Genomic DNA, 26,384 nt, shown 5'->3' on the forward strand with positions numbered 1-26,384 from the left:
AGTGGCTCGCGGTAGCGTTCCGGGCATGGCAGCTCGATCGACCACACCCAAGGTCCGCTCCTCGTACCGCTGTACGGAGTGCGGCTCCACGCCGCCCAAGTGGACCGGCCGCTGCACCGAGTGCAACGCCTGGGGCACCATCGAGGAGGTCGGCGCGGTCCCGGTGCGGACGGTCGCGGCCGGTCCGGTGAGCACCGCCGCGCTGCCCATCGGCCAGGTGGACGCCCGGGTCGCGGCCTCCCGGCCGACCAACATCGACGAGCTGGACCGGGTGCTCGGCGGCGGCCTGGTGCCGGGCGCGGTGGCGCTGCTGGCCGGGGAGCCCGGGGTGGGCAAGTCGACGCTGCTGCTGGACGTCGCCGCCAAGGCGGCCAGCGACACCCATCGCACCCTCTACGTCACCGGCGAGGAGTCCGCCAGCCAGGTTCGGCTGCGCGCGGACCGGATCAACGCGCTGTCCCCGCACCTCTACCTGGCGGCGGAGACCGACCTGGCGGCGGTGCTGGGCCACATCGAGCAGGTGAACCCGGCGCTGCTGGTGCTGGACTCGGTGCAGACCATCGCCTCGGGGCAGCTGGACAGCGCGCCCGGCGGCCCGGCCCAGATCCGGGAGGTGACGGCGGCGCTGATCCGCGCGTCCAAGGCCCGGGCGATGTCCACGCTGCTGGTGGGCCATGTCACCAAGGACGGCTCGATCGCCGGGCCGCGGCTGCTGGAGCACCTGGTGGACGTGGTGCTGCACTTCGAGGGCGACCGGCACGCCCGGCTGCGGATCATCCGGGGCATCAAGAACCGCTACGGGGCCACCGACGAGGTCGGCTGCTTCGAGCTGAACGACTCCGGCATCGTCGGCCTGCCCGACCCGTCCGGGCTGTTCCTGACCAAGCGGGACAAGCCCGTCCCGGGGACCTGCCTGACCGTCACCCTGGAGGGCCGCCGGCCGCTGGTGGCCGAGGTGCAGGCGCTGATGGTGGACTCGCAGATCCCCTCGCCCCGGCGGACCACCTCCGGCCTGGAGTCGCCGCGGATCGCGATGATCCTGGCCGTGGTCGAGCGGCACGGCGGGGTGCGGCTCGGCAAGCTGGACATCTACACGGCCACGGTGGGCGGGGTGAAGCTCACCGAGCCCTCGGTGGACCTGGCCATCGCGCTGTCGGTGGCCAGCTCGGCCGCCGACACCCCGCTGCCGTCCAACCTGGTGGCGATCGGCGAGGTCGGGCTGGCCGGGGAGGTCCGCCGGGTGACCGGGGTGGAGCGGCGGCTCGCCGAGGCGGCCCGGCTCGGTTTCACGCACGCCCTGGTCCCGCCGGACCCGGGGAAGGTCCCCCGGGGGATGCGGGTGACCGAGGTCGCCACCATCGGCGAGGCGATGGCCGCGATCCCGGGGCGGCGCGGCGGCTCCGGCGGGCGCCGGGCGCCCAGGAACGGCGCGGCCCCGGCCGCTGCGGGGGCGCAGCCGGGCCCGGCCCGGCCGTCGTTCCGCGACGCCCCGGACGACATCCCGGACGATCCGGCCGAGCTGATGGACGGCTGGGAGGAGATCGCCCCCGAGTAGCGCCGCAGGCAGCGCCCGCGGCGGCGGGCCCCGGGGGCGCCCGCGGGCCCCGCACGCCGATATCCAGACACACCCCACGGCACCCACCGGTAAACTCAGTCGCGCACCCCCTCACCCCACCGGAGGAGTCGTCCCGTGGCAGCCAACGACCGGGCGGACCGTTCCTCCCGCGAGGAGGCCCTCCTACGGGCCTCGCTGAGCGCCGTAGCCCCTGGCACGCCGCTGCGCGACGGCCTGGAGCGCGTGCTGCGCGGCCGTACCGGCGGACTGATCGTGGTCGGCTTCGACAAGCAGGTGGAGGCGCTGAGCACCGGCGGCTTCGTGCTGGACGTCGAGTTCTCCGCCACCCGGCTGCGCGAGCTGTGCAAGCTCGACGGCGCGGTGGTGCTCGACAAGGACATCACCCGGATCGTCCGGGCCGGGGTGCAGCTGGTGCCGGACGCCGACATCCCCACCGAGGAGACCGGCACCCGGCACCGCACGGCCGAGCGGGTGAACAAGCAGACCGGCTACCCGGTGGTCTCGGTGAGCCAGTCGATGCGGCTGATCGCGCTGTACGTCAACGGCGTCCGCCGGGTGATCGAGGACTCGGCGGCGATCCTGTCCCGCGCGAACCAGGCGCTGGCCACGCTGGAGCGCTACAAGCTGCGGCTGGACGAGGTCTCCGGCACCCTCTCCGCGCTGGAGATCGAGGACCTGGTCACGGTCCGCGACGTGACGGCGGTCGCCCAGCGGCTGGAGATGGTCCGCCGGATCGCCGGGGAGATCGCCGGGTACGTGGTCGAACTGGGCACGGACGGGCGGCTGCTCTCGCTCCAGTTGGACGAGCTGATCGCCGGGGTCGAACCGGACCGCGAGCTGGTCGCCCGCGACTACTTCCCGGAGCGCGCCGCCAAGCGCGGGCGCTCGGTGCACGACGTCCTGGCCGACCTGGACGCGCTGAGCCACCCGGAGCTGCTGGAGCTACAGACGGTGGCCAAGGCGCTCGGCTACCCGGGCACCCCGGAGGCTCTGGACGCGGCGGTCAGCCCGCGCGGCTACCGGCTGCTGGCGAAGGTCCCGCGACTGCCGAACACCGTGATCGAACGGCTGATCGAGCACTTCGGCGGGCTGCAGAAGCTGCTCGCCGCCAGCCTGGACGACCTCCAGGCGGTCGAGGGCGTCGGCGAGACCCGCGCCCGCTCGGTCCGCGAGGGGCTGTCCCGGCTCGCCGAGTCGTCCATCCTGGAGCGCTACGTCTGACCGCCTCAGCTGCCGAACGGGGCGAGGGTGAAGTGCGACAGCGGCATCCCGGTGACGCCCTTCAGGCTGATCTGCACCACGTACGTCCCCGGCGCCGCCGCCACGCCGCCCGCACCCGGGGTGCAGCCGTGCTGGGAGGTGGTCCGGCCCCACTGGAAGTCGGCGGTGATCGAGCCGCCGGAACCGGGCACCGCGTACCACTGCGACGCGGTGCTCACCGGGCAGTCGGCGGAGGACCAGACGTGCGCGTTGCCGCTGGTACCGACCTGCACCACGGCCGAGTCCGCGCCGAGGTCGGTGCGGCAGGCCGCGCTGCCGGTGTTGCTGATCTGGAGCGCGAACATCGGCCACTGGGTGGCGCCGTAGGAGGGCTGGCTGCTGTTCAGCGACAGCTCCAGGTCGGCCGCCAGGCACACCGGCAGCTCCATCGTGCCCGCGCTGCCCGCCGTCAGCGACCCGCCGGACCCGCCCGACCCGCCGGAGCCGCTCGAACCCGAGCCGCCCGACCCGCTGCCGACGCTGACCGGACCGCTGCCGCTGTTCGAGCCGCTGCCGCCCGACCCGCCCGCGCCCTTGCCCGCCCCGCCGCTCGGCTTGCCCGAGGGCGAGCCGTCGCTGGAACCGCCGCCGCCCGACCCGGACGGGCCCGGGGTGATCGACTGCGCGGGGCCGGTCCTCCCGGCCGAGACATTCTTCATCCCACCGCCGCCGCCGAAGACCAGCCAGCCGACCAGGGCGAGCACCCCGGCTAGGACGACCAGCACCACGACGCGACGCCGCCAGTAGATGGATGAGGGCAACGGCCCGACAGGATTGCGCAGAGAAGGCACGAGCAAACCTTACGAGAGATCACCCCCCGGTCAGAGCAACACCGCCGTACCCATGGCCTCTTCTTTCACATCATCGGTCTGATCGCCCATCCGAATGGTTTCCGTGGCCCATTCCGGTTACTCCACTGTGACCTGCGGTGTGCGACCATCGACAGCGCGATGAACACGAACACAGCCGTCCGCAGCGCGGACCTGCACCGCGAGATCCTGGCCTGGTACGCCGCCAACGCCCGGGAGCTGCCCTGGCGCGAGCCCGAGGCCGGGGCCTGGGCGGTGATGGTCAGTGAGTTCATGCTCCAGCAGACCCCGGTGAAGCGGGTGCTGCCCAGGTACGCGGACTGGATGGAGCGCTGGCCCACCCCGGCCGCCCTGGCCGCCGATCCGCCGGGCGAGGCGGTCCGCGCCTGGGAGCGGCTGGGCTACCCGCGCCGGGCGCTGCGGCTGCACGCGGCGGCGACCGCGATCGTGGAGCGGCACGACGGCCGGGTGCCGACGGACCACGCCGAGCTGCTGGCGCTGCCCGGGGTCGGCGAGTACACCGCCGCCGCGGTCGCCTCGTTCGCGCACCGGCAGCGGCACGCGGTGCTGGACACCAACGTCCGCCGGGTCCTCGCCCGGCTGGTCGACGGCAACGAGTTCCCGCCGACGGCGACCACCGCCGCCGAGCGGCGCACCGCCGCCGAGCTGCTGCCGTCGGTCCCGGAGACCGCCGCGACCTGGGGGGTCGCGGTGATGGAGCTGGGCGCGCTGGTCTGCACCGCGCGGTCGCCGGAGTGCGGGCACTGCCCGGTCGCGGCGCGCTGCGCCTGGCGGCTGGCGGGCCGCCCGGCGTACTCAGGACCGCCGCGCCGGGGCCAGACCTACGCCGGGACCGACCGCCAGGTGCGCGGGAAGCTGCTGGCGGTGCTGCGGGCGACCCGGTCCGAGGTGCCGCAGGCGGAGCTGGACGCGGTCTGGCCGGAGCCGGTGCAGCGGGCCCGGGCCCTGGACGGGCTGGTGGCCGACGGTCTGGTGGAGCCGGTCGGGCCGGGCGTCTACCGGCTCCCCGGGGGACCGCCGGTGCCCTGAGCCGCGGCGACCGCAGCAACCTACTTGCCGACCGGCTAGTACATCCCGCGTCGGCGCGGTAAGCTCAGTTCGAACAACCCATCATCACAAAGGTCCACAGGCGGAGCGATGACTACCCAGACACCTCGCGGGGACACCCGGGCGCGCATCGTGGACGTCGCTCTGGAGCTCTTCGCCGAGCACGGGTACGAGAAGACCTCGCTCCGCGAGATCGCCGACCGGCTCGGCGTGACCAAGGCCGCGCTGTACTACCACTTCCGCACCAAGGAGGACATCCTCGCGGGGATCGTGGACAGCATGGCGGCGCCCATCGACGACGCCATCGCCTGGGGCCGGGAGCAGCCGTACAGCCCGGAGCTGCGGGACGAGATCGTCCGCCGCTTCGCCGAGGGCATGTCCGACCGGCAGCGGCTGCTGCGCTTCTTCCACGAGAACCAGCCGACCATCCGCGAGCTCAGCGTCGGTACCCGCTTCAAGGAGCGGATGATCGCGCTGACCCAGCTGATGCAGGGCCCGGAGCCGACCTTCGAGGACCGGGTGCGGGCGGCCGTGTCGCTGATGGTGATCAACGCCACGCACTTCATCTCCGACGCCTGCGCCGAGCAGGGGAAGCCGGACTCCGCGCCGAGCCCGGCCGACCGCCAGGCCATCGCGCTGCGGGTGGCCCTGGACGTCGCCGAGCAGATCGGCAAGCCCGACCGGGGCTGACCGCTCCGGCGGGGGGCGCGCGCCGGGAGGCGGGCACCCGAGTGACATGCCCCACTCCGGGCCGCACGCTCATCCCTCACGCCAGGTCGTCGTGCGACGCTGGTTGGCCTGCAAGGCCGCCCGCTCCCCCTCCCTCCCTCAGGAGCGCACCGTGACCCTCCAGCTCAAATCCGGCACGTCCTGGTCCGAGACCTATGCCCGCTGTGTCCAGGCCGCTCCGGAGGCGTTCGCCCCGGACCGGCTACTGAACCTGGTGCGCGGCGACTGGCACGCCGTCGGCACCCCCGGCTTCCACACCACGCCGCTGGACGGCACCCCGATCCCGGGCCCGCCGCGGGTCGGCGTGGAGGAGGCGGCGGCGGCCGTCGACTTCGCCGTCACCGCCCACGCCGCCTGGTCCCGGGTGCCGCTGGACGAACGCTCGGCGCGGGTCCGCGCCGCCGTGGACGACCTGGCCGCGCACCGCGAACTGCTCGCGCTGCTGCTGGTCTGGGAGATCGGCAAGCCCTGGCGGCTGGCCTGCGCCGACGTCGACCGGGCGCTGGACGGCGTGCGCTGGTACCTGGACAACATCGAGCGGCAGCTGGGCGTGCACACCGCGCACCCCCGGCAGCCGCTGCCGGGCCCGGTGTCCAACATCGCCAGCTGGAACTACCCGATGAGCGTGCAGGTGCACGCGGAGCTGGTGCAGCTGCTGGCCGGCAACGCGGTGCTGGCGAAGACCCCGTCCCAGGGCGGGTTCCACTGCCTGACCCTGGCGCACGCGCTGATGCACCGGGCCGGGCTGCCGGTGAGCCTGCTGTCCGGGATGGGCTCGGAGATCGCCGACGCGCTGATCAGCTCCCCCGGGCTGGGCGCGCTGGCCTTCGTCGGCGGACGCGCCAACGGCCGCCGCGCCGCGACCTCGCTCGCCGACTCCTCCTACGCCGAGGCCAACCGGCGGCACTTCCTGGAGCAGGAGGGGCTGAACACCTGGGGGGTCTGGGACTTCAGCGACTGGCCGACGCTGGCGGCGCACCTGCGCAAGGGCTTCGAGTACGCCAAGCAGCGCTGCACCGCCTATCCGCGCTACGTCGTGCAGCGCCGGCTGTTCCCGGCCTTCCTGGAGACCTACCTCTCGGTCCTCGACAACCTGCGCTTCGGGCATCCGCTGGCGGTGGCCGACGCCGACCCGCGGACCCCCTACCCGGAGCTGGACTTCGGGCCGGTGATCCACGCCGCCAAGGCCACCGAGCTGACCCGGCACTTCCAGCAGGCGGTCGCCGCCCGCGCGGTCCCGCTGTACCAGGGCGACCTGGACGACGGGCTGTTCCTGCCCGACCAGGACACCGCCGCCTACCTGGCCCCGGCCTGCGTCCTGGAGCCGCCGAGCAGTTGGGCGCTGCACCACTCCGAGCCGTTCGGCCCGCTGGACTCCATCGTGCTGGTGGACACCGAGGCGGAGCTGCTGGCGGCGATGAACGCGGGCAACGGCTCGCTGGTGGCCAGCATCGCCACCGACGACCAGGCCTTCGCCGAGCGGGTCGCGCCGGACCTGCTGGCCTTCAAGATCGGCGTCAACAAGCCGCGCTCGCGCGGCGACCGGGAGGAGGTCTTCGGCGGGCTCGGTGCCTCCTGGAAGGGCGCCTTCGTCGGCGGCGACCTGCTGGTCCAGGCGGTCAGTTACGGACCCGAGGGCGCCGAGGAGAAGCTCTACGGCAACTTCCCCGGATACTCGCTCTACCCGCCGCGCTGACGGTCCGTCGGCACCCCCCGTTCCACCCCGGGCGCGGGCTTTCGGCCCGCGCCCGGCCAGAGTGTTGACCCGTCAGTAACTTTCGTGTGACGCTCCATTGGTGGCCGGTGCCACCCATGCGACGTACACGCCGAGGAGCCTCGATGTCGACCCGCGATCTCTACACCACCCCTGTCAGCGAAGGCACCTGGACCGTCCCGGCGGCCGGGTCGGCCCGCTTCAACTGGGAGTACGACGACGGCCGGGACCACCTGCTCGCCCTCTACCAGAAGGGCAAGGACAAGCAGTGGGACGCGGCGAAGCGGATCGACTGGTCGCTGGAGGTCGACCCCTACGACGCGCTCGGACTGCCGGACGAGGTGCTGTCCGTCCACGGCACCCCGTACTGGGCCAAGTTCAGCGAGCAGAACCGGGCCGACCTGCGCCGCCACTACGCGTCCTGGCAGTTCAGCCAGTTCCTGCACGGCGAACAGGGCGCGATGGTCTGCGCCGCCCGGATAGTCGAGTCCGTGCCGGACCTGGACGCGAAGTTCTACTCGGCGACCCAGACCATGGACGAGGCCCGGCACGCGGAGCTCTACTCGCGCTTCCTGCACGAGAAGATAGGCATGCTCTACCCGATCAACGACAACCTCCAGTCGCTGCTCGGCGACACCCTGCGGGACTCCCGCTGGGACATGCCCTACCTCGGCATGCAGGTGCTGATCGAGGGCCTGGCGCTGGCCGCCTTCGGACTGATCCGGGACACCACCACCAAGCCGCTGCCGAAGCAGCTGCTCGCCTACGTGATGCAGGACGAGGCCCGCCACGTCGCCTTCGGCCGGATGGCGCTGCGCGACTACTACGGCCAGCTCAGCTCCGCCGAACTGGCCGAGCGCGAGGAGTTCGTGATCGAGGGCTGCTACCTGATGCGCGACCGGCTGCGCGGCGCCGAGGTGCTGACGAACTTCGGCATCCCGCTGGCCGAGGCGGAGGAGATCAGCGAGCACAGCGAGTACCTGACCTTCTTCCGCAAGCTGCTGTTCTCCCGGATCGTCCCCTGCGTCAAGGACATCGGCCTGTGGGGTCCGAAGCTCCAGCAGGCCTACGCGGACATGGGGGTGTTCGAACTCGGCGACTCCAACCTGGACGTGTTGATGCGTCAGGACGAGGAGATCGCGGAGCGGGTCGACGCGGAGCGCTTCGCCGCCGAGGAGGCGGCCCGGATCACCGAGGTGGCCGAGGCCATCGCCTCGGGCGCGGAGTCGGACTGAAGTGACGCCGGACGGTCGGCTTGGTTGCAGATGAGTGACCATAGGACCGCGTCCCTTGTCCTGACCTCCGCGTTCCTGGTATTTCCTTACCAGCGGGGGTGCTGATCTGTCAGAGATGCGGCAGGCCCTCGCGTCCTGCCGCATTTCGGTACCGGCTGTCCTGACGAGGGGGCCTGCGCCGGCGCGTGGGAATTCCGCCGCGCCCCTTCCCACTCCTCAGGAGAGCTCCGCCATGTCCACGGACTACCAGACCCCCGGCTACGTCGCCCCCGAGCAGGCCGTGCCGCTGGAGCTGCGCGCCTCCCCCTGGATCCGCCTCGGCGCCCAGCTGCTCAACGGCCTGCTGTCCATCGTGACCCTCTTCATCGGCTGGCTGATCTGGGCGATGATCACCTGGTCCAACGACAGCTGCAACCCGGGCCAGAAGATCCTCGGCCTCAAGGTCGTCAAGAAGGACACCGGAGCGGCCCTGACCTGGGGCGAGCTGTTCATCCGCAACTTCCTGCTGGGCGGGATCGTCTACGGCATCACCTTCTCGGTGCTGTACGTCGTGGACATCTTCAAGACCTTCGGCACCGAGCGCCAGCGCGTGCTCGACAGCATGGCGGGCACCGTGGTGATCCGCACCAAGTAGCACCGGTGGCGGGCGCGGTCGGGACAACCCCCGGCCGCGCCCGTTGTCTTGACGTACCGTCGGAGCGGATCAGTGCGGCGACGAGCAGGGGGACGCGTGTCCGGCTTCGAACACAGGGAACAGATCGAACTCGCGGCGGCGGTGAGCGCCATCCGGCGGGAGCTGACCGAGGCCGCGGCGCAGGGCGCCGACGAACCGGTCCGCTTCGAAGTCGGCCCGATCCAGCTGGAGTTCACCGTCGAGCTGACCCACGAGGCCGGGGCTCGGGGCGGGGTGCGCGCCTGGGTGCTGAGCGCGGGCGCGGACGCCAGGGCCACCCACGGGGCCACCCACCGGGTCTCCCTCACGCTCACCCCCAAGGCCGCCGCCGACGGCGGCCCGATCGAGGTCGGCAATGCCGACCACGGCGGCACCTCCCGCTTCTCCAGCGGTAGTTGACCATGCCGCATCCTCGAAGGGACCGCATCGCGGCGGTGTTCGGGGCCCGGCAGGGCAGCGGCTACCTGCTCGGCCCGCGGCTGGTCCTCACCGCCGCCCACCTGCTCGGCCCGGAGCCACCGGAGGTGGTGGTGCCCGGCGGCCCGGGGCGGGTCCGCTGCCAGGTGCTGTGGTCGCGCCACGACGAGGGCTGCGACGCGGCGCTGCTGCGCGCCGACCGGGCGCTGACCAGCACCCCCGGCAGCCGCTTCAGGAACCCGGTCTGGGGCCGGATCGGCGACCTGTTCCCCCGGGAGGGGGCGCACGCGGTGGGCTTCCCCCAGGTCCAGCGCGACCTGGAGGGGGAGCTGGACAGCGAGCAGCTGGTCGGCACGCTCAAGCCCGGGACCGGGCTGCTCACCGGCCGGATGGTGCTGGACAGCGCGCACGGCGCCCCGGCCGCGCCCCGGGGCGGCGGCTCGCCCTGGGCGGGCCTCTCGGGCGCGGCGGTGTTCCTCGGGGAACGGCTGGTCGGCGTGGTCCGGGCGGACCCGGGGAACTGGCAGCACGGACGGGTCGAACTCACCCCCACCGCGGCCATCCTGGACTCCCACCAGTTCCTGCCGATGATCGAGATGTTCAGCCCGCACCAGAACTCGTCGGTGCTGGAGCCGCCGACACCGCCGAGCCGGGACGAGTTCGAGGAGCGGCTGCGCGAGTTCGTGGTCCGGCAGACCGGGCGGCTACAGATCATCGGGCTGAGCCGGAGCCCGGACCAGGAGGACTCCTGGCCGCTGGACGCGGGCTACCTGAGCCTGGAGCTGGTCGCCGGGACGGCCGGACGCGCGGCCGACGAGCCGCCGCAATCGCAGCGGGCCGAGCAGGCGCTGTCCGGGCGGCGGCGGATCCTGATCCGGGGCGCGGCCGGATCAGGCAAGTCCACCCTGCTGTTCTGGCTCGCCAACTGCACCGCGAGCCGCGGGCTCCCGGTGCAGTTGGCGGACCTGCTGGACTGCGTACCGCTGCTGGTCCGGCTGCGGGCGCTGCCCCGGCACGGCGAGCTGCCCGCGCCGGAGGAGCTGCTGGCGCTGGTCGCCAAGCCGCTCAGCGGCCACCCGGCGGCGGCCGGCTGGGTCACCCGGCAGCTGGAGCTGGGCCGGGTGCTGCTGCTGGTCGACGGCGTCGACGAGGTCCCCGAGGCCGACCGGGCGCGGACCCGGGCCTGGCTGACCGAGCTGCTGGCCGCCTACCCCGACGTCCGCTACGTGGTCACCACCCGCCCCTCCGCCGTCCGCGAGGGCTGGCTGACCCAGGCCGGGTTCACCGAGCTGGAGCTGCTGCCGATGAGCCGCGCGGACGTCGCCGCGTTCATCACCCGCTGGCACCGGGCGGCCGGGACCGACGAGCGGCTGACCGGCTGGCGGGACTCGCTGACCGCCGCCGTGGTCCGCAAGCAGGACCTCGGCCGGCTGGCCACCAGCCCGCTGATGTGCGCGCTGATCTGCGCGCTGAACCGGGACCGGCGCGGGTACCTGCCGGAGGGGCGGATGGAGCTGTACTCGGCGGCGCTGGAGATGCTGCTGGTCCGCCGCGACCGCGAACGCGGCATAGCCGTGCCCGAGGGGTTCCGGCTGACGGCCGATCAGCAGATCACCCTGCTCCAGCGGCTGGCGTACTGGCTGGCCGCCAACGGCACGGCGGAGATCGACCGGGCGCTGGCGGTGCGGAAGCTCGCCGACGCGCTCCCGGCGATGGCCGGGATCAACGGGGACGGCGAACAGCTGCTGCGGCACCTGCTGGTCCGCAGCGGGCTGCTGCGGCAGCCCACGGCCGACTCGGTGGACTTCATCCACCGCACCTTCCAGGACTACCTCGCCGCGAAGGCCGCGATCGAGGAGGAGGACCTGGGCGTCCTGGTCCGCAACGCCCACGACGACCAGTGGGACGACATCCTGCGGATGGCGGTGGGCCACGCCCGGCCGAAGGAGCGCGCCCGACTGCTGCGCGCCCTGCTGGCCCGGGCCGAGAGCGACACCCGGCACAGCTTCAGGCTCCGGGTGCTGGCGGCGGCCTGCCTGGAACACGCCACCGAGCTGGACCCGGTCGTCCGGCAGGAGATCGCGGAGAGCACCGCCGAGGTGATCCCGCCGCGCACCGACGCCGCCGCCAAAGCCCTGGCCGCCGCCGGTTCCATGGTCCTCGACCTGCTGCCGGGACCGGAAGGGCTGGTCAGGGCTACCGCGCACGCGGTGGTGGTCGCCGCCTCGACCGTGGCCGGGGCGGCGGCGATCCCGCTGCTGGCCCAGTACGCGGACCACGAGTCGACCAGTGTCCGGGGGCAGCTCGCCTGGGCCTGGGAGCGGTTCGACACCCGCGAGTACGGCGAGCAGGTGATCGCCCGGCTGACCCACGGCGACGGGCTGCGCTTCATCGCCAAGTCCCGGGAGCAGCTGGCGTACCTGCTGGAGATCGGCGGCAGGCCGAGCATCGAGTGCTCCGGCTGGCTGCCGGACTCCGACCTGCGGCTGCTGGCCCACGGGCCGCTGGCCTCCATCCGGCTGCACGAGAACCCCGGGCGGATGGACCTCTGCTGGCTGACCGAGTGCCCGGAACTGCGGTCCCTCCACCTGATCAACTGCACCGGCCGGATAGACCTGGCCGTGCTGCCGGAGCTGGCCCTCGACAACCTGGTGCTGGTCGACTGCCCGAACCTGGAGTCGCTGAGATCGCTGGGCCGGGCGACCACGCTGCGGCGCCTGCGCTACGGTCCGTCCAGCCTCGGGACCACCCGGGCGCAGCCGCTGTGGCTGCCGCCCTCGCTCCGGGAGCTGGAGGTGCACGAACCGACCTCCCTGATCGGCCTGGCGGCCTGCGGGGAGCTGCGCCTGGCCCGGTTGAACGCGGACGAACTCGACCCGGACCGCTGGGCCGAGCTGAGCGTCCTCCCCGAGCTGAGCGAACTGCACCTCAGCGGTGAGCCGGAGGGGCCCTGGGCCGCGCGCCCACCGATGCGGTCGGTCCGGAAGCTGTCCCTGAACCACGCGTGGCGTCCGCACCCGCTGCGGGACCTGGCCCTGGCCTTCCCGAACCTGGAACGGCTGGACCTGCTGGGCGCGCCGGAGCGGCGCGGGGAGTTCCGGATCGACGTGGAGTCGCTGCGGGACCTGCACGGCTGCGAGGTCCGCCACTTCAGCGAGCTGGTGGTCATCCCCTGAACGCGCCAGGGCCCGCGCCGCGCCCCCCTTCCGGGGGACGGCGGCGCGGGCCCTGGTGACGATCGGACCGAAGGTCAGCCCTTGCTGAGGTCCGGTCCGGCCGCGACCGGCGGGGTGTCCGCGATCGGGGACTTGTCGGCGCCGACGAAGGTGAACTTCGCCGTCTTGCCCTCGCCCTCGACGTCCACCAGCACGATGTGCCCGGCCCGCAGCTCGCCGAAGAGGATCTTCTCCGAGAGGATGTCCTCGATCTCGCGCTGGATGGTCCGACGCAGCGGCCGGGCACCCAGGATCGGGTCGTAGCCACGCTTGGCCAGCAGCGACTTCGCGGCCGGGGTGAGCTCCAGACCCATGTCGCGGTCCTTGAGCCGGTCGTCCACCTTGGCGGCCATGAGGTCGACGATCTGGATGATGTCTTCCTCGGACAGCTGGTGGAACACCACGATGTCGTCGACGCGGTTCAGGAACTCGGGGCGGAAGTGCTGCTTGAGCTCCTCGCCGACCTTGGCCTTCATCCGCTCGTACCCGGTGGAGACGTCGCCCTGGGCGGCGAAGCCCAGGTTGAAGCCCTTGGAGATGTCCCGGGTGCCGAGGTTGGTGGTCATGATGATGACCGTGTTCTTGAAGTCCACGACCCGGCCCTGGCTGTCGGTCAGTCGACCGTCCTCCAGGATCTGCAGCAGCGAGTTGAAGATGTCCGGGTGGGCCTTCTCGACCTCGTCGAAGAGGACCACCGAGAACGGCTTGCGGCGGACCTTCTCGGTGAGCTGGCCGCCCTCCTCGTAGCCGACGTAGCCGGGAGGCGAGCCGAACAGCCGGGAGACCGTGTGCTTCTCGCTGAACTCGGACATGTCGAGCTGGATCAGCGCGTCCTCGTCGCCGAAGAGGAACTCCGCCAGCGTCTTGGACAGCTCGGTCTTACCGACGCCGGACGGACCGGCGAAGATGAACGAGCCGCCGGGGCGCTTCGGGTCCTTGAGGCCCGCACGGGTGCGCCGGATGGCCTGCGAGAGCGCCTTGATGGCGTCCTTCTGGCCGATGACGCGCTTGTGCAGCTCGTCCTCCATGCGCAGCAGCCGGGAGGACTCCTCCTCGGTGAGCTTGAAGACCGGGATGCCGGTGGCCGTCGCCAGCACCTCGGCGATCAGCTCCTCGTCCACCTCGGCGACGACGTCCATGTCGCCGGCCTTCCACTCCTTCTCCCGCTTGGCCTTGGCCTGCAGGAGCTGCTTCTCGTTGTCGCGGAGCGAAGCGGCCTTCTCGAAGTCCTGCGCGTCGATCGCGGACTCCTTCTCCCGGCGCACGTCGGCGATCTTCTCGTCGAACTCGCGCAGGTCCGGCGGCGCGGTCATCCGGCGGATGCGCATCCGGGAACCGGCCTCGTCGATCAGGTCGATCGCCTTGTCCGGCAGGAAGCGGTCCGAGATGTACCGGTCCGCCAGGGTCGCGGCGGCGACCAGCGCGGCGTCCGTGATGGACACCCGGTGGTGCGCCTCGTAGCGGTCCCGCAGGCCCTTGAGGATCTCGATGGTGTGCGCCAGCGAGGGCTCGGCCACCTGGATCGGCTGGAAGCGGCGCTCCAGCGCGGCGTCCTTCTCCAGGTGCTTGCGGTACTCGTCGAGCGTGGTGGCACCGATGGTCTGGAGCTCGCCGCGGGCCAGCATCGGCTTCAGGATGCTCGCCGCGTCGATCGCGCCCTCGGCGGCACCCGCGCCGACCAGGGTGTGCAGCTCGTCGATGAACAGGATGATGTCGCCGCGGGTGCGGATCTCCTTGAGCACCTTCTTCAGGCGCTCCTCGAAGTCACCGCGGTAGCGGGAACCGGCGACCAGCGCGCCCAGGTCGAGGGTGTAGAGCTGCTTGTCCTTCAGCGTCTCCGGGACCTCGCCCTTGACGATGGCCTGGGCCAGGCCCTCCACCACGGCGGTCTTGCCGACGCCGGGCTCACCGATCAGCACCGGGTTGTTCTTGGTGCGTCGGGAGAGGACCTGCATGACCCGCTCGATTTCCTTCTCGCGCCCGATCACCGGGTCGAGCTTGGCCTCGCGGGCGGCCTGGGTGAGGTTGCGGCCGAACTGGTCCAGCACCAGCGAGGTGGAGGGGGTGCCCTCGGCGGGGCCGCCGGCGGTCGCCGACTCCTTGCCCCCGCCCTGGTAGCCGGAGAGCAGCTGGATGACCTGCTGCCGGACCCGGTTCAGGTCGGCGCCGAGCTTCACGAGGACCTGGGCGGCGACGCCCTCGCCCTCGCGGATGAGGCCGAGCAGGATGTGCTCGGTCCCGATGTAGTTGTGGCCGAGCTGGAGGGCCTCGCGGAGCGACAGCTCCAGGACCTTCTTCGCCCGAGGAGTGAAGGGGATGTGGCCGGACGGGGCCTGCTGCCCCTGTCCGATGATCTCCTCAACCTGCTGGCGGACCGCCTCAAGAGAAATCCCGAGGCTCTCCAGGGCCTTAGCGGCGACACCCTCACCCTCGTGGATCAAGCCCAGAAGGATGTGCTCGGTGCCGATGTAGTTGTGGTTGAGCATCCGGGCTTCTTCCTGAGCCAGGACGACAACCCGCCGCGCGCGGTCGGTGAACCTCTCGAACATCGTTAATCGCTCCTCAGAGCGGTCGGGCAGTGAGGGGTCGGTCCCCTCCCTGTCCTTCCGCATGCTAGTCCCGGAGGCCGGAACAGCTCACGTCTACGCCGACAGCCGACGCCCCGTTATGTACGCGGCGGCCGACAATGACTCCAACCGAATGCTCCGGGATGGTGTTCCCGCAGGCCAAGCAGATCCACCCGGAATCGCTACGCCGACGGCGAACGCTCCCGGCGACACGCCGCAGAACCGGTCCCGCTGATCCCGCCGCCCGCGCCTCCACATACCTATTCATACCCGGGGGACCCGCCGTTCCATCCCCGTTCGCGTGCGTCCGGATGTTCGCCGAGCGAGAAGCCGGACGAACGGTGCGGGCCAACTGTGTGACATCGGGCGTCCGGTGGGGCGACGCGCGTAACCAGGACCGTCCGTCGCGAGTTGGGCCGGGTGTGCTGAGCCGCCCCGACCGCCGACCGCCGCAGCACGCCGTCGGCCCCGCCCCGCGCGCGACCCGCTGCCGGGCGCTGCTGTTCCGGGAGGTGCTGTTCCGGGAGGTGCTGGACGCCCCGCTGGGGCCCGGGCTGGCTGCCCTGGCCCGGATGCGACGGCTCGGCCGCCCCGCCGGGCCGGTCGCCGCCTGGGGCGGACGGCTGCTGGTGGTGCTGCCGCCCGGCGCCGCCGGGGAGGTTCCCGGGGTGCTGCGCTGGCTCGGCTGGTCGCACCTGGACGGCGAGGTGCTCAGGGCCCGCCTGGTGCGCCCCGCCGGGGCGGGCGGGGCGGAACCCCTCCCCCGCCCCCGACGGACGCCCTTGGTGTGGCTGGAGCCGTGGTACGGCCGGGACCACACCGCCGGGACGGACCTGCCCCGGCTGCTCGACACCTTCGCTCACGCCTGTGCCCGCGCCCAGCTGGACGGGACGCTCAGCCGTGCGCCTTCTCGTACGCCTCACGGAGGTGGCTGGGCACCCGGCCCCGGTCGTTGACCTCGTAGCCCTCTTCCTTGGCCCAGGCACGGATCTTCGCCGTGTCCGGGTTGCCCCCGACGGGGCGCGGCGCACGGGCACGGCCGCCGCGAACAGCGCTGACGCGCCCGCTCTGCTTGCGCCCACCGGCGGTGTAAGGGGCCAGCAGCTCGCGCAGCTTGCCCGCATTCGTGTGAGTGAGATCGATCTCGTAGGCAACCCCGTCGAGAGCGAACGTCACGGTCTCGTCCGCCTCTCCGCCCTCGAGATCGTCGACAAGAAGGACCTGGACCTTCTGCGCCACGGGCTTCCCTTTCCTCAAAAGCATGGATTACTTGTAGGAAAGGAAACCGCTTTTCTGCGGAAAACTCAAACCCCCTGCACCGGAAGCCCGCTTGACAGGCGGCACTGACAACGTCGGGCGCGACCCCGCCCGCTCAGAGATGCAAGAGCATCCGGGTGTTGCCCAAGGTGTTCGGCTTCACCCGTTCCAGGTCCAGGAACTCCGCCACACCCTCGTCGTAGCTGCGCCGCAGCTCCTCGTAGACGCTGCCGTCGACCGGCGTGGAGGCGATCTCGGCGAAGCCGTGTTTGCTGAAGAAGTCGACCTCAAAGGTGAGGCAGAAAATCCGCCGCACGCCGATCCAGCGGGCGGTCTGGATGAGCTTCTCCAGCAGCAGGTGGCCGATACCGGTGCCCCGGCAGGAGGCGTCGACCGCGAGCGTGCGCACCTCGGCCAGGTCCTCCCACATCACATGGAGCGCGCCGCAGGCCACGACCTCGGCGTTGTCGTCCCGCTCGGCGACCCAGAACTCCTGTACGGATTCAAAGAGGGTGACCGTTGGCTTGTTCAGCAGGATTCGTTCGCGCGCGTAGCCGTCGACGAGTCTGCGCACTGCCCGTACATCGCTCGTCCGCGCCCGGCGGATGGTGACCTCCATGAGCAGGACGCTATCGCGTTCAGTCGCCCGGATGCTCCGGGATATCCCCGGCCCCGGCGTCCGGCTCATCCCCGGACGACCGTTCGTCCGACTCTCCGGATGTCTGTTCGGCCGCCTGCGGGGCCACCACCCGCAATGCGTCGCGCAGTGCTTCCTGCTGTTCCGGGGACATCATCCCGAAGAAGTGCACCAGCGCCGCCGCCGGGTTGTCACTGGTCGCCCAGGCGTCGTTCATCAGTGCGGCGGTATATGCCTCACGCGAGGAAACCGGCTCATAACGGAAGGCCCGTCCGTCCTGTTCCCGGCGCAGCCATCCCTTCTGGAACAACTTGTCCATCACGGTCATCACCGTGGTGTAGGCGAGTTCCCGTTCCTGGAGCAGATCCTCAAGAACCTCACGAACCGTCACCGGGCGATTCCACTGCCAGAGGCGGGTCATCACCTCGTTCTCAAGTTCGCCGAGCCGGCGTGCCATGCGGTTCTCTTCCCCGTGCGTCCGTGATGCGTCCGTCGGAAACCCGTACGGGCTTCCAACAGTGCAAATATCACCTTTTACGGACAAAGGGGAGAGAGCCGCGCTGGCGACTTCCGGTCAGTCCTGCGGAACCCGCTGCCCGGTGATGATCGCGTCGGAGGCGGCGTCCTCGCGGGCGGCGGCGGCGCCGCCCTGGTTGCGGAACAGGGTGCGGATCATCAGCCCGAAGGCGATCGCCATCACCGTGGGGGGAGTCAGTGCCTCGATGTACTGCATGCTGCCGGACCGCCTCGCTGGATGACTGAATAAGAACCGTCCGGCAGAAGGTTAACCCCGGTCCCTGTGGTTGGCCGGGACCGGGGTTGGCACTGCGCCGCGGCTACTGCTGGACGTCCGGCTTCACCAGCGGGAACAGCAGCGTCTCGCGGATGCTCTTGCCGGTCAGCAGCATGATCAGCCGGTCGACGCCCATGCCCAGGCCGCCGGTGGGCGGCATGGCGTACTCCAGCGCCCGCAGGAAGTCCTCGTCCAGCTGCATGGCGTCGACGTCGCCGCCGGCCGCGAGCAGCGACTGGGCGGTCAGCCGGGCGCGCTGCTCGACCGGGTCGACCAGTTCGGAGTAGCCGGTGCCGATCTCGGTGCCGAAGATCATCAGGTCCCACTTCTCGGCCACGCCCGGGTTGCTCCGGTGCTGCCGGGTGAGCGGGGAGACCTCGGTCGGGTAGTCCCGGATGAAGGTCGGCGTGATCGCGTCCTCTTCGAGCAGGCGTTCGACCATCTCCAGGATGATCTGGCCGTGGCCCCACTTCTGCTCGTAGGGCACCCCGGCCGCGTCGGCGAGCTTGCGCAGCTCCTCGACGGTGCTGTCCGGGGTGACCTCGGTGCCCAGCTTGGCGGAGATCCCGCCGTAGACGGTGATCTCGGACCAGGGCTCGGCCAGGTCGATCTCGTGCTCCACCCCGTGCGGGTCCAGGCCCCGGATCACGGTGGTGCCCAGGGCGTCCCGGGCGGCGTTGACGATGGTGGCCCGGATCAGCTCGGCCTGGGTGTCGTAGTCGCCGTAGGCCTCGTAGGACTCCAGCATGGTGAACTCGGGATTGTGCGTGGAGTCCGCGCCCTCGTTCCGGAAGTTGCGGTTGATCTCGAAGATCTTCTCCGCGCCGCCGACCGCCAGCCGCTTGAGGTAGAGCTCCGGCGCGATCCGCATGAACAGGTCCATGTCGTACGCGTTGATGTGGGTCCGGAACGGGCGGGCGTTGGCGCCGCCGTGGACCGGCTGCATCATCGGCGTCTCGACCTCGGTGAAGCCGCGCTCCTCGTAGGTGCGGCGGACCGAGCGGACGACCTTGCTGCGCAGGTAGAGCATCTCCCGGGCGTCGGGGTTGACGATCAGGTCCACGTAGCGCTGCCGGACCCGGGCCTCCGGGTCGGTCAGGCCCTTGTGCTTGTCCGGCAGCGGGCGCAGGCACTTCGCGGTGAGCTCCCAGCGGTCGACCATGATCGACAGCTCGCCGCGCTTGGAGGTGATGACCTCGCCCTCGACCCCGACGTGGTCGCCCAGGTCGATGTCGGCCTTCCAGGCGGCCAGCCGCTCCTCGCCGAGCCTGTCCAGGGAGAGCATCACCTGGAGGTCGGCGGTGCCGTCACGCAGGGTCGCGAAGCAGAGCTTGCCGCCGGTACGGCTGAGCACCACCCGGCCGGTGACCCCGGCGCGCTCGCCGGTGGCGGTGTCCGCGGGCAGGTCGGGGTGGGCGGCCCGGAGGTCCGCCAGGGTCGTCGTCCGGGGGAAGCCCACCGGGTACGGGTCGACGCCGGCGGCGCGCAGGCGCTCCAGCTTCTCGCGGCGCACCCGCATCTGCTCGGGGAGGTCATCGGCTGCTGGCACGGGAGTCTGATCAGTCACCGCTCCAGGGTATCGAGGGTGCGGACCGGTCCTGTAACCAATGGTCCCCGCCCCACCCGATGGACGGCACCGGGCGGGGCGGGAGCGGGGTCAGCCGGTGCCGGTGGCCAGCTCCGCTTCCTCCTCGGCGTCGGCGCCGGTCGCCGCCTCGTCCGGGCGGACCCCGCGCGGCCACAGGTCGCCGGGGGTGGGGATGGCCCGGACCGGGGCGACCGGGCTGCCGCCGGGGGCGGGAGCCGAACCGCGCCCGGCGGCGTCGGACCTGGCGCTGTCGGGCTTGGCGGTGGTGTCAAAGGCGGCCATGGGAATCGCTCCTCCACGTCGGGTCGGAAGGGGGTGGGGGTGCACCCCGGTCGCAGGTAGGGCGGTACGGGACTTCTCCCGCTGGCGCAGCGAGCGCGTCGGCCGGGCGAAGTCCGCGACATTGCCGGTGTCGGTGCCGCCGTCGCCGCCGGTGTCGGCGATGTTCCCGGCGACGGAGGCGGTGGCGGCCAGGGCGAGTTGCGGTGCGGAGGGCTCCAGCAGGTGCGCGCCGGAGCCCTGGGCGAGCGTGCCGCAGCGGCCGCGCAGGGCGAGCCGGCGGACCCGCTCCTGCGGGGCGCAGGGCAGCGCGCTGAGGTTCCGCAGCGCCACCAGGTCCTCGCGGTCGGGGAGGTAGCCGTCGGCGACGGCCTCCTCCAGCCGCTCCAGGTAGCCGGAGGCGGTCCCGGGCAGCGCGGCCCGGTAGCGGGCGAGGTCGGCCAGGGCGAAGGCCCGCATCCTGCCCCCCTCGTGCACCGCGTCGTCGATGGACTCGGCGAGTCGGAGCACCTCCTGGACGTCCTCGGCGCAGGCCGCGCGGGCCCGTCCGGGCAGGGCTTGGCTGACGGGGGTCGTGGGGTTCAGCAGGTGGGCAAGAGCGCGGCGCAGCACCCGCAGTTCGTCCGCACTGAAGGCCATGCCGCCGCGAGACCCATGGGGCGTAGGCATGCCTGGACCCTACGCCGGAAATGCCTGATTTCTGATTATCGACGCGCCGTCAGCATCCGCCAGTCGTAGGGCCTCGCGCTCACCCGGCGGTGTTGCGCTCGTACACCAGTCGCAGGCCGATCAGGGTCAGCCAGGGCTCGTGCACGTCGATGCTGCTGGCCTCCCCCAGCACCAGCGGGGCCAGCCCGCCGGTGGCGATCACCTGGACCTCGTCCGGGTCGTCCGAGAGCTCGGCGGCCATCCGGTTGACCACCCCGTCGACCTGCCCGGCGTAGCCGTAGAGGATGCCGGACTGCATGCACTCCACGGTGTTCTTGCCGATGACGTTGCGCGGCCGGATGATCTCGATCCGGGGCAGCTTGGCGCCGCGCTGGCCCAGCGCCTCCACCGAGATCTCGATCCCGGGCGCGATCGCCCCGCCCAGGTAGTCGCCGCGCTCGTTGACCGCGTCGAAGGTGGTGGCGGTGCCGAAGTCGACCACGATGCAGGGGCCGCCGTAGAGGTGCTTGGCCGCCAGGGTGTTGACGATCCGGTCGGCGCCGACCTCCTTCGGGTTGTCCGTGAGCACGTGGACCCCGGTCTTGATGCCGGGCTCCACCAGCACGGCCGGCACGTCGCCGTAGTAACGGCGGGTCACCTCGCGCAGTTCGTGCAGCACCGAGGGCACCGTGGAGCAGATGGCCAGTCCGTCCACGGTGTCCTCGCCGAGCGCGGGGTGAGCCCCCATCAGCCCCTGCATCAGCACCGCCGTCTCGTCGGCGGTACGCCGGGGGTCGGTGGAGACCCGCCAGTGCTCCACGATCTCCTCGCCGTCGAAGAGGCCGAGAACGGTGTGGGTGTTGCCGACGTCGATGGTGAGCAGCATGGGGCAAGCCGTTCTTCAGATAGGAGGGTAATTCGCTGGACTATCCGCGCAGGTCGAGACCGATGTCAAGAATGGGCGAGGAGTGGGTGAGCGCGCCCACCGCCAGGTAGTCGACGCCGGTCTCGCCGACCGCCCGGGCGTTCTCCAGGGTCAGCCCGCCGGAGGACTCCAGCTTGGCCCGTCCGGCGACCAGGGCGACCGCCTCGCGCAGCTCCGGCACGCTGAAGTTGTCCAGCAGGATCAGGTCCGCGCCCTCGTCCAGCACCGGCTGGATCTGGTCGATCCGGTCCACCTCGACCTCGACGTCCAGGTCCGGGTAGGCGGCGCGGACGGCCTTGAACGCCTCGGCCACCCCGCCGGCCGCGACCACGTGGTTGTCCTTGACCAGGGCGGCGTCGGACAGGCCCATCCGGTGGTTGACCCCGCCGCCGCAGCGGACCGCGTACTTCTCCAGGGCGCGCAGCCCCGGGGTGGTCTTCCGGGTGTCGCGGACCACCGCGCCGGTGCCCTCCAGCGCGTCCGCCCAGGCCCGGGTGGCGGTGGCGATGCCGGACAGGTGGCAGAGCAGGTTGAGCGCGCTGCGCTCGGCGGTGAGCAGGTCGCGGGTGCGGGTGGTGACGCTGAGCAGCACCTGCCCGGCCTCGACCCGGTCGCCGTCCTCGACCTGCCGCTCGACGCTGAACTCCTCCTCGGCGATCAGCGAGAGCACCGCCTCGGCGACCCGCAGCCCGGCCACCACCCCGGCCTGCCGGGCGGTGAAGTCGGCGGTGGCCACGGCGGCCTCGGGGACGGTGGCGACGGAGGTGACGTCCTCGCCCCCGGCCAGGTCCTCGGCCAGCGCGAGGGTGGCGATGTCCTCGACCTCGACCGGGTCGAGCCCGGCCTGCTCCAGCAGCTCGGCGAGCCGCGGGTCGAGGCCGGTCTGGTACTCGCCGTCGCCGCAGGCGCAGCCCGCGCCGCAGCCGCCGTCCGCCAGCGGGAGTTCTTCGTGGTCGTGGTCGTGCGTGCTCATGCTCGCTACTCCTCGGGGAGGGTGGTGAGGCCGTCGGTACCGGCCTTGGTGATCACGTGCACCCGCCAGCGGGCGTCGTCCCGGTCGGGGAAGTCCTCGCGCCAGTGGCAGCCCCGGGTCTCCTCGCGGAGCCGCGCGGCGGCGGTCAGCGCGGTGGCGACCTGGTGCAGGTTGGTCGCCTCCCAGGTCTCCACCTGCGGCGCCTCGCCCTTGGCCTGCCGGTCGTCGGCGTGGTCGCCGCCGTGGTCGTCGGCGTGGTCGCCGGTGTGGTCGCCGGTGTGGTGCGGCTGGGCCAGCGCCTCCAGCCCGCGCGCGGCCTCGGCCATGCTGGCGGCGCTGCGCAGCACGCCGACGCCCGCGGTCATCAGCCGCTGGATCTCGGCCCGCGCCTCGGACGCCAGCAGCGGCACCCGCTGTACCCGGCGGCTGGGGGAGGCGCGGTGCGGAGCGCCTCCGGCAGGGGTGCCGGCGGGAGACGGGTGGGCCTCGTGACGGGGTGTGAGCTTGCCCGCGGCGTCGCGCTCGACGATGTCGGCGGCGATCCGCTCGGCGAAGACCAGGCCCTCCAGCAGCGAGTTGGACGCCAGCCGGTTGGCGCCGTGCACGCCGGTGCAGGCGACCTCGCCGCAGGCGTAGAGGCCGGGCACGCTGGTGTGGCCGCGCAGGTCGGTGCGGACCCCGCCGGAGGCGTAGTGCGCGGCCGGGGCGACCGGGATCAACTCGGTGACCGGGTCGATGCCGTGGCTGCGGCAGGAGGCGAGGATGGTGGGGAACCGCTCCTCCCACATCCGCGCGCCGAAGTGGCGGCCGTCCAGGTACATGTGCGCGGTGCCGGTCTCCTGCATCCGGCGCATGATGCCCTTGGCGACGATGTCGCGCGGCGCGAGCTCGGCGAGCTCGTGCCGGCCGACCATGAAGCGCACCCCGTCGGCGTCCACCAGGTGCGCGCCCTCGCCGCGGACCGCCTCGGAGATCAGCGGCTGCTGGCCCTCGGCCTCCGGGCCGAGCCACAGCACGGTCGGGTGGAACTGGACGAACTCCAGGTCGGTGGCCTCGGCCCCGGCCCGCAGCGCCAGCGCCACGCCGTCGCCGGTGGAGACGGCCGGGTTGGTGGTGGCCGAGTACACCTGGCCCATGCCGCCGGTGGCGAGCACCACCGCCCGGGCGTGCACCGCGCCGACGCCGTCGCGCTGGCCCTCGCCCATCACGTGCAGGGTCAGCCCGGCGGTCCGCCCCTCGGCGTCGGTGAGCAGGTCCAGTACCAGCGCGTGCTCGACCACCTCGACCTGCTGGTCGGCGCGGACCGCGGCGACCAGCGCCCGGGAGACCTCGGCCCCGGTGGCGTCGCCGCCCGCGTGCACGATCCGGTTGCGGTGGTGTCCGCCCTCGCGGGTGAGCATGATCTCGCCGTCGGCGTCCTGGTCGAAGGCCGCGCCGGTGGCGATCAGCCGCCGGACCGCGTCCGGGCCCTCGGTGACCAGGAGCCGTACCGCGTCCTCGTCGCACAGGCCCGCCCCGGCGACCAGGGTGTCCGCCAGGTGCTGCTCGGGGGTGTCGCCCTCGCCGAGCGCGGCGGCGATGCCGCCCTGCGCCCAGCGGGTGGAGCCGTCGTCCAGCACGGTCTTGGTGACCACCAGCACCCGCAGCCCGGCGGCGCGCAGCCGCAGCGCGGTGGTCAGCCCGGCCACGCCGGAACCGACCACCACGACGTCGGCGGTTGCCGTCCAGCCGGGATCGGGGGCCGCGAGCCTGCGGGTTGACGTCATGCCTCACTCCGAACGTGCGTGGGTGCGCCTGGTGCCGCACCGTCGACGTCACCGTACGCCTGGGCGTGAATCACACGCGCATCCGTATCCCCGCGCAGCAGTCCGCTCCCGGCCGGGACGTCGGCCGGGTCGCCGCCGACCTGGGTGATCCGGTTGGCGGCGTCGACGAACACCACCCGGGGCCGGTACACCCGGGCCTCGGCGGTCTCCATCTGGCCGTAGCCGATGAGGATCACCAGGTCACCGGGATGGACCAGGCGCGCGGCGGCGCCGTTGACGCCGATGATGCCGCTGCCGCGCTCGCCGGCGATGGTGTAGGTCTCCAGCCGGTTGCCGTTGTCTATGTCCACGATGTGGACGAGTTCGCCGGGCAGCAGGTCGGCCGCGTCCAGCAGGTCCTGGTCGACCGTGACGGATCCCACGTAGTGCAGGTCGGCCTGGGTGACGGTGGCACGGTGGATCTTGGACTTGAGCATGGTGCGAAGCATGGTCACGCCTCCAGGGTGAAGTGCATGCCGAAATGACGGGGAACGGGCGAGCTCAGGCTGAGCTCACAGGCTGATGCGCACGTTGTCGATCAGCCTGGTGGTACCGACCTTCACGGCGACGGCGAGGACCGCCTCACCGTGGAAGTCCTCCCGGTCGACCTCGGTGAAGTCGGCCGGGTCGATCAGCGCCAGGTAGTCCGCGGCCGCTCCGGCCGCGGATCCGGCCAGGACCTTTCCGGCCGCCGCCCGCACCGCCGCCGGGCCCTGCGGCGCGGCGTCCCGCCCGGCGAACAGCGCCCGGGACAGGGCCAGCGCCTCGGCCCGGTCCGCGGCGGTCAGGAAGCGGTTGCGGCTGGACAGCGCCAGGCCGTCCGGCTCGCGCACGGTCGGCACCCCGACGACCCGCACCGGGAAGTTCAGGTCCCGCACCATCCGCCGGATCAGCGCCAGCTGCTGGCCGTCCTTCTCGCCGAAGAAGGCCGCGTCCGGCCGGGTCAGCTGGAGCAGCTTGGCGACCACGGTCAGCATGCCGTCGAAGTGGCCCGGGCGGGCGGCGCCCTCGAAGCGGGTGCCCATCGGGCCCGCCGAGATCCGCACCTGCGGCTCGCCGCCGGGGTAGACCTCCTCCACCGAGGGCGCGAAGACCGCGTCCGCGCCCGCCGCCTCGGCCAGCCCCAGGTCGGCGTCCAGGGTGCGCGGGTAGCGGTCCAGATCCTCACCCGCGCCGAACTGCAACGGGTTGACGAAGACCGTCACCACCACCGTCCCGGCCGCCCCGGCGAACTCGCGGGCGGCGCGGATCAGCGCGGCGTGGCCCTGGTGCAGCGCGCCCATGGTCATCACCACCGCGCGCGGCCCGGCGCCGCCGACCTGCCCCAGCTCCGCCGCCGTCCGCACCGTCCGCACGCTCATCGCCCCTCCTCCGCGAGGACGTCCAGCAGCGCCGCGGCCGCCTCCGCCTTCAGCATCCCGTTCGCCAGCGCCCGGTCGGCGGTGGCCCGGGCCATCGCCCGGTAGCTGTCCAGCACCTGCGGCGAGACCGCGCGCAGCTGCGCCACGTGGGTGCGCACCGTCCCCGCGTCGCCGCGCGCGACCGGGCCGGTGAGCGCGGCGTCGCCGCTGCGCAGGGCGTTGTCCAGGGCCGCGCCGAGCAGCGGTCCGAGCATCCGCCCCGGCTCGGCCACCCCGGCCGCCCGCAGTGTCTCCATGGCCTGCGCCACCAGCGTCACCAGGTGGTTCGAGCCGTGCGCCAACGCCGTGTGGTAGAGCGGCCGGACGGCCTCGGGCACCCATTCCGGCTCCCCGCCCATCTCCACCACCAGCGCCTCGGCGACCGGGCGCAGCTCCTCCGGCGAGGTCACCCCGAACGGGCACCCGGCCAGCCGGGCGACGTCCACCGAGGTACCGGTGAAGGTCATCGCCGGGTGCAGCGCCAGCGGCAGCGCGCCGACCCGGGTCGCCGGCTCCAGCACCGCGACGCCCTGCGCGCCGGAGGTGTGCACCAGCAGCTGGCCCGGGCGGACCGCGCCGGTCTCGGCGAGACCGGCGACCAGGCCGGGCAGCGCGTCGTCGGGGACGGTCAGCAGCACCAGGTCCGCGGCGGCCATCACCTGCGGCGGGGTGACCAGCCGGACGCCGGGCAGCAGCGCCTCGGCGCGGCGGCGCGAGGCGGCCGAGACGCCGGAGGCGGCCACCACCCGGTGCCCGGCCAGTTGCAGCGCCGCGCCCAGCGCCGGTCCGACCCGGCCGGTGCCGACCACGCCGACG

General features: G+C 72.5%; 24 protein-coding genes. 10 read left to right on the forward strand and 14 right to left on the reverse strand.

The window, feature by feature from the left end:
- The first annotated feature begins 25 nt into the window (after positions 1 to 25).
- The gene (gene radA, locus GXP74_RS36715) at positions 26 to 1,555 is read left to right on the forward strand and encodes a DNA repair protein RadA (RefSeq protein ID WP_182455521.1); all 1,530 of its coding nucleotides are present in this window, start codon (positions 26 to 28) and stop codon (positions 1,553 to 1,555) included.
- Between the two features lie 135 nt (positions 1,556 to 1,690).
- Positions 1,691 to 2,797 carry a DNA integrity scanning diadenylate cyclase DisA gene (gene disA, locus GXP74_RS36720; RefSeq protein WP_182455522.1) on the forward strand — a complete coding sequence of 369 codons (1,107 nt, stop codon included), beginning with the start codon at positions 1,691 to 1,693 and terminating at the stop codon, positions 2,795 to 2,797.
- A 5-nt stretch (positions 2,798 to 2,802) separates the two neighbouring features.
- Here the strand turns inward: disA and GXP74_RS36725 are convergent, their stop codons facing one another.
- Positions 2,803 to 3,597, reverse strand: coding sequence for a hypothetical protein (locus tag GXP74_RS36725; RefSeq protein ID WP_182455523.1), 795 nt, complete (start codon positions 3,595 to 3,597; stop codon positions 2,803 to 2,805).
- Between the two features lie 189 nt (positions 3,598 to 3,786).
- Here GXP74_RS36725 and GXP74_RS36730 point away from each other — a divergent pair, with 189 nt between their 5' ends.
- The 7 genes from GXP74_RS36730 to GXP74_RS36760 all read left to right on the forward strand — a co-directional run bounded on the left by GXP74_RS36730 (position 3,787) and on the right by GXP74_RS36760 (position 12,657).
- Positions 3,787 to 4,695 carry an A/G-specific adenine glycosylase gene (locus GXP74_RS36730; RefSeq protein WP_182455524.1) on the forward strand — a complete coding sequence of 303 codons (909 nt, stop codon included), beginning with the start codon at positions 3,787 to 3,789 and terminating at the stop codon, positions 4,693 to 4,695.
- 108 nt (positions 4,696 to 4,803) lie between these two features.
- Positions 4,804 to 5,403 (forward strand): TetR/AcrR family transcriptional regulator, encoded by a 600-nt coding sequence (locus GXP74_RS41970; protein WP_182455525.1) that lies wholly within the window; start codon positions 4,804 to 4,806, stop codon positions 5,401 to 5,403.
- 46 nt (positions 5,404 to 5,449) lie between these two features.
- On the forward strand, positions 5,450 to 7,138 hold the full coding sequence (locus tag GXP74_RS36740) for an aldehyde dehydrogenase family protein (RefSeq protein WP_370468511.1): 1,689 nt from the start codon (positions 5,450 to 5,452) through the stop codon (positions 7,136 to 7,138).
- A 143-nt stretch (positions 7,139 to 7,281) separates the two neighbouring features.
- Positions 7,282 to 8,391, forward strand: a complete 1,110-nt coding sequence (locus GXP74_RS36745; protein WP_182455527.1) for a ferritin-like domain-containing protein — start codon at positions 7,282 to 7,284, stop codon at positions 8,389 to 8,391.
- 232 nt (positions 8,392 to 8,623) lie between these two features.
- Positions 8,624 to 9,025, forward strand: a complete 402-nt coding sequence (locus tag GXP74_RS36750; protein ID WP_182455528.1) for an RDD family protein — start codon at positions 8,624 to 8,626, stop codon at positions 9,023 to 9,025.
- A 96-nt stretch (positions 9,026 to 9,121) separates the two neighbouring features.
- Positions 9,122 to 9,463 carry a trypco2 family protein gene (locus tag GXP74_RS36755; protein ID WP_182455529.1) on the forward strand — a complete coding sequence of 114 codons (342 nt, stop codon included), beginning with the start codon at positions 9,122 to 9,124 and terminating at the stop codon, positions 9,461 to 9,463.
- Between the two features lie 2 nt (positions 9,464 to 9,465).
- Positions 9,466 to 12,657: a serine protease gene (locus tag GXP74_RS36760; RefSeq protein ID WP_182455530.1), complete on the forward strand. Its 3,192-nt coding sequence runs from the start codon at positions 9,466 to 9,468 to the stop codon at positions 12,655 to 12,657.
- Positions 12,658 to 12,731: 74 nt separating this feature from the next.
- Here the strand turns inward: GXP74_RS36760 and GXP74_RS36765 are convergent, their stop codons facing one another.
- Positions 12,732 to 15,245, reverse strand: coding sequence for an ATP-dependent Clp protease ATP-binding subunit (locus tag GXP74_RS36765; protein WP_182455531.1), 2,514 nt, complete (start codon positions 15,243 to 15,245; stop codon positions 12,732 to 12,734).
- Positions 15,246 to 15,685: 440 nt separating this feature from the next.
- On the opposite strand from GXP74_RS36765, the gene GXP74_RS36770 reads away from it, so the two are divergent.
- A complete protein-coding gene (locus tag GXP74_RS36770) occupies positions 15,686 to 16,219 on the forward strand; it encodes a hypothetical protein (protein ID WP_182455532.1) in 534 nt (177 codons plus the stop codon).
- On the opposite strand, the gene GXP74_RS36775 is transcribed toward GXP74_RS36770, so the two are convergent.
- The 12 genes from GXP74_RS36775 to GXP74_RS36830 form a co-directional block, all read right to left on the reverse strand.
- Positions 16,158 to 16,502 carry an Lsr2 family protein gene (locus tag GXP74_RS36775; RefSeq protein WP_182455533.1) on the reverse strand — a complete coding sequence of 115 codons (345 nt, stop codon included), beginning with the start codon at positions 16,500 to 16,502 and terminating at the stop codon, positions 16,158 to 16,160. The genes GXP74_RS36770 and GXP74_RS36775 overlap by 62 nt on opposite strands.
- Positions 16,503 to 16,635: 133 nt before the next feature.
- The gene (locus GXP74_RS36780) at positions 16,636 to 17,139 is read right to left on the reverse strand and encodes an amino-acid N-acetyltransferase (RefSeq protein WP_182455534.1); all 504 of its coding nucleotides are present in this window, start codon (positions 17,137 to 17,139) and stop codon (positions 16,636 to 16,638) included.
- A 19-nt stretch (positions 17,140 to 17,158) separates the two neighbouring features.
- The gene (locus tag GXP74_RS36785; RefSeq protein ID WP_182455535.1) at positions 17,159 to 17,614 is read right to left on the reverse strand and encodes a BlaI/MecI/CopY family transcriptional regulator; all 456 of its coding nucleotides are present in this window, start codon (positions 17,612 to 17,614) and stop codon (positions 17,159 to 17,161) included.
- 117 nt (positions 17,615 to 17,731) lie between these two features.
- Positions 17,732 to 17,890 carry a hypothetical protein gene (locus GXP74_RS36790; RefSeq protein WP_182455536.1) on the reverse strand — a complete coding sequence of 53 codons (159 nt, stop codon included), beginning with the start codon at positions 17,888 to 17,890 and terminating at the stop codon, positions 17,732 to 17,734.
- Positions 17,891 to 17,993: 103 nt separating this feature from the next.
- Positions 17,994 to 19,559, reverse strand: a complete 1,566-nt coding sequence (gene lysX, locus GXP74_RS36795) for a bifunctional lysylphosphatidylglycerol synthetase/lysine--tRNA ligase LysX (protein ID WP_304940942.1) — start codon at positions 19,557 to 19,559, stop codon at positions 17,994 to 17,996.
- 48 nt (positions 19,560 to 19,607) lie between these two features.
- Positions 19,608 to 20,486, reverse strand: a complete 879-nt coding sequence (locus GXP74_RS42380; RefSeq protein ID WP_182455538.1) for a hypothetical protein — start codon at positions 20,484 to 20,486, stop codon at positions 19,608 to 19,610.
- Positions 20,487 to 20,565: 79 nt separating this feature from the next.
- Positions 20,566 to 21,351 carry a type III pantothenate kinase gene (locus tag GXP74_RS36805; RefSeq protein WP_182455539.1) on the reverse strand — a complete coding sequence of 262 codons (786 nt, stop codon included), beginning with the start codon at positions 21,349 to 21,351 and terminating at the stop codon, positions 20,566 to 20,568.
- Positions 21,352 to 21,391: 40 nt separating this feature from the next.
- A complete protein-coding gene (nadC, locus tag GXP74_RS36810) occupies positions 21,392 to 22,363 on the reverse strand; it encodes a carboxylating nicotinate-nucleotide diphosphorylase (RefSeq protein ID WP_182455540.1) in 972 nt (323 codons plus the stop codon).
- Between the two features lie 5 nt (positions 22,364 to 22,368).
- A complete protein-coding gene (locus GXP74_RS36815; protein ID WP_182455541.1) occupies positions 22,369 to 24,129 on the reverse strand; it encodes an L-aspartate oxidase in 1,761 nt (586 codons plus the stop codon).
- Positions 24,126 to 24,617, reverse strand: a complete 492-nt coding sequence (panD, locus tag GXP74_RS36820) for an aspartate 1-decarboxylase (RefSeq protein WP_182456899.1) — start codon at positions 24,615 to 24,617, stop codon at positions 24,126 to 24,128. The genes GXP74_RS36815 and panD overlap by 4 nt, the downstream gene beginning before the upstream one ends.
- Before the next feature lie 63 nt (positions 24,618 to 24,680).
- On the reverse strand, positions 24,681 to 25,529 hold the full coding sequence (gene panC, locus GXP74_RS36825) for a pantoate--beta-alanine ligase (protein ID WP_182455542.1): 849 nt from the start codon (positions 25,527 to 25,529) through the stop codon (positions 24,681 to 24,683).
- Positions 25,526 to 26,377, reverse strand: a complete 852-nt coding sequence (locus tag GXP74_RS36830; RefSeq protein WP_255528283.1) for a Rossmann-like and DUF2520 domain-containing protein — start codon at positions 26,375 to 26,377, stop codon at positions 25,526 to 25,528. Before GXP74_RS36830 ends, panC begins: the two co-directional genes overlap by 4 nt.
- Positions 26,378 to 26,384 lie beyond the last annotated feature (7 nt).

Origin of the sequence: Streptacidiphilus sp. P02-A3a (assembly GCF_014084105.1) — a bacterium.
Taxonomy (GTDB): Bacteria; Actinomycetota; Actinomycetes; order Streptomycetales; family Streptomycetaceae; genus Streptacidiphilus.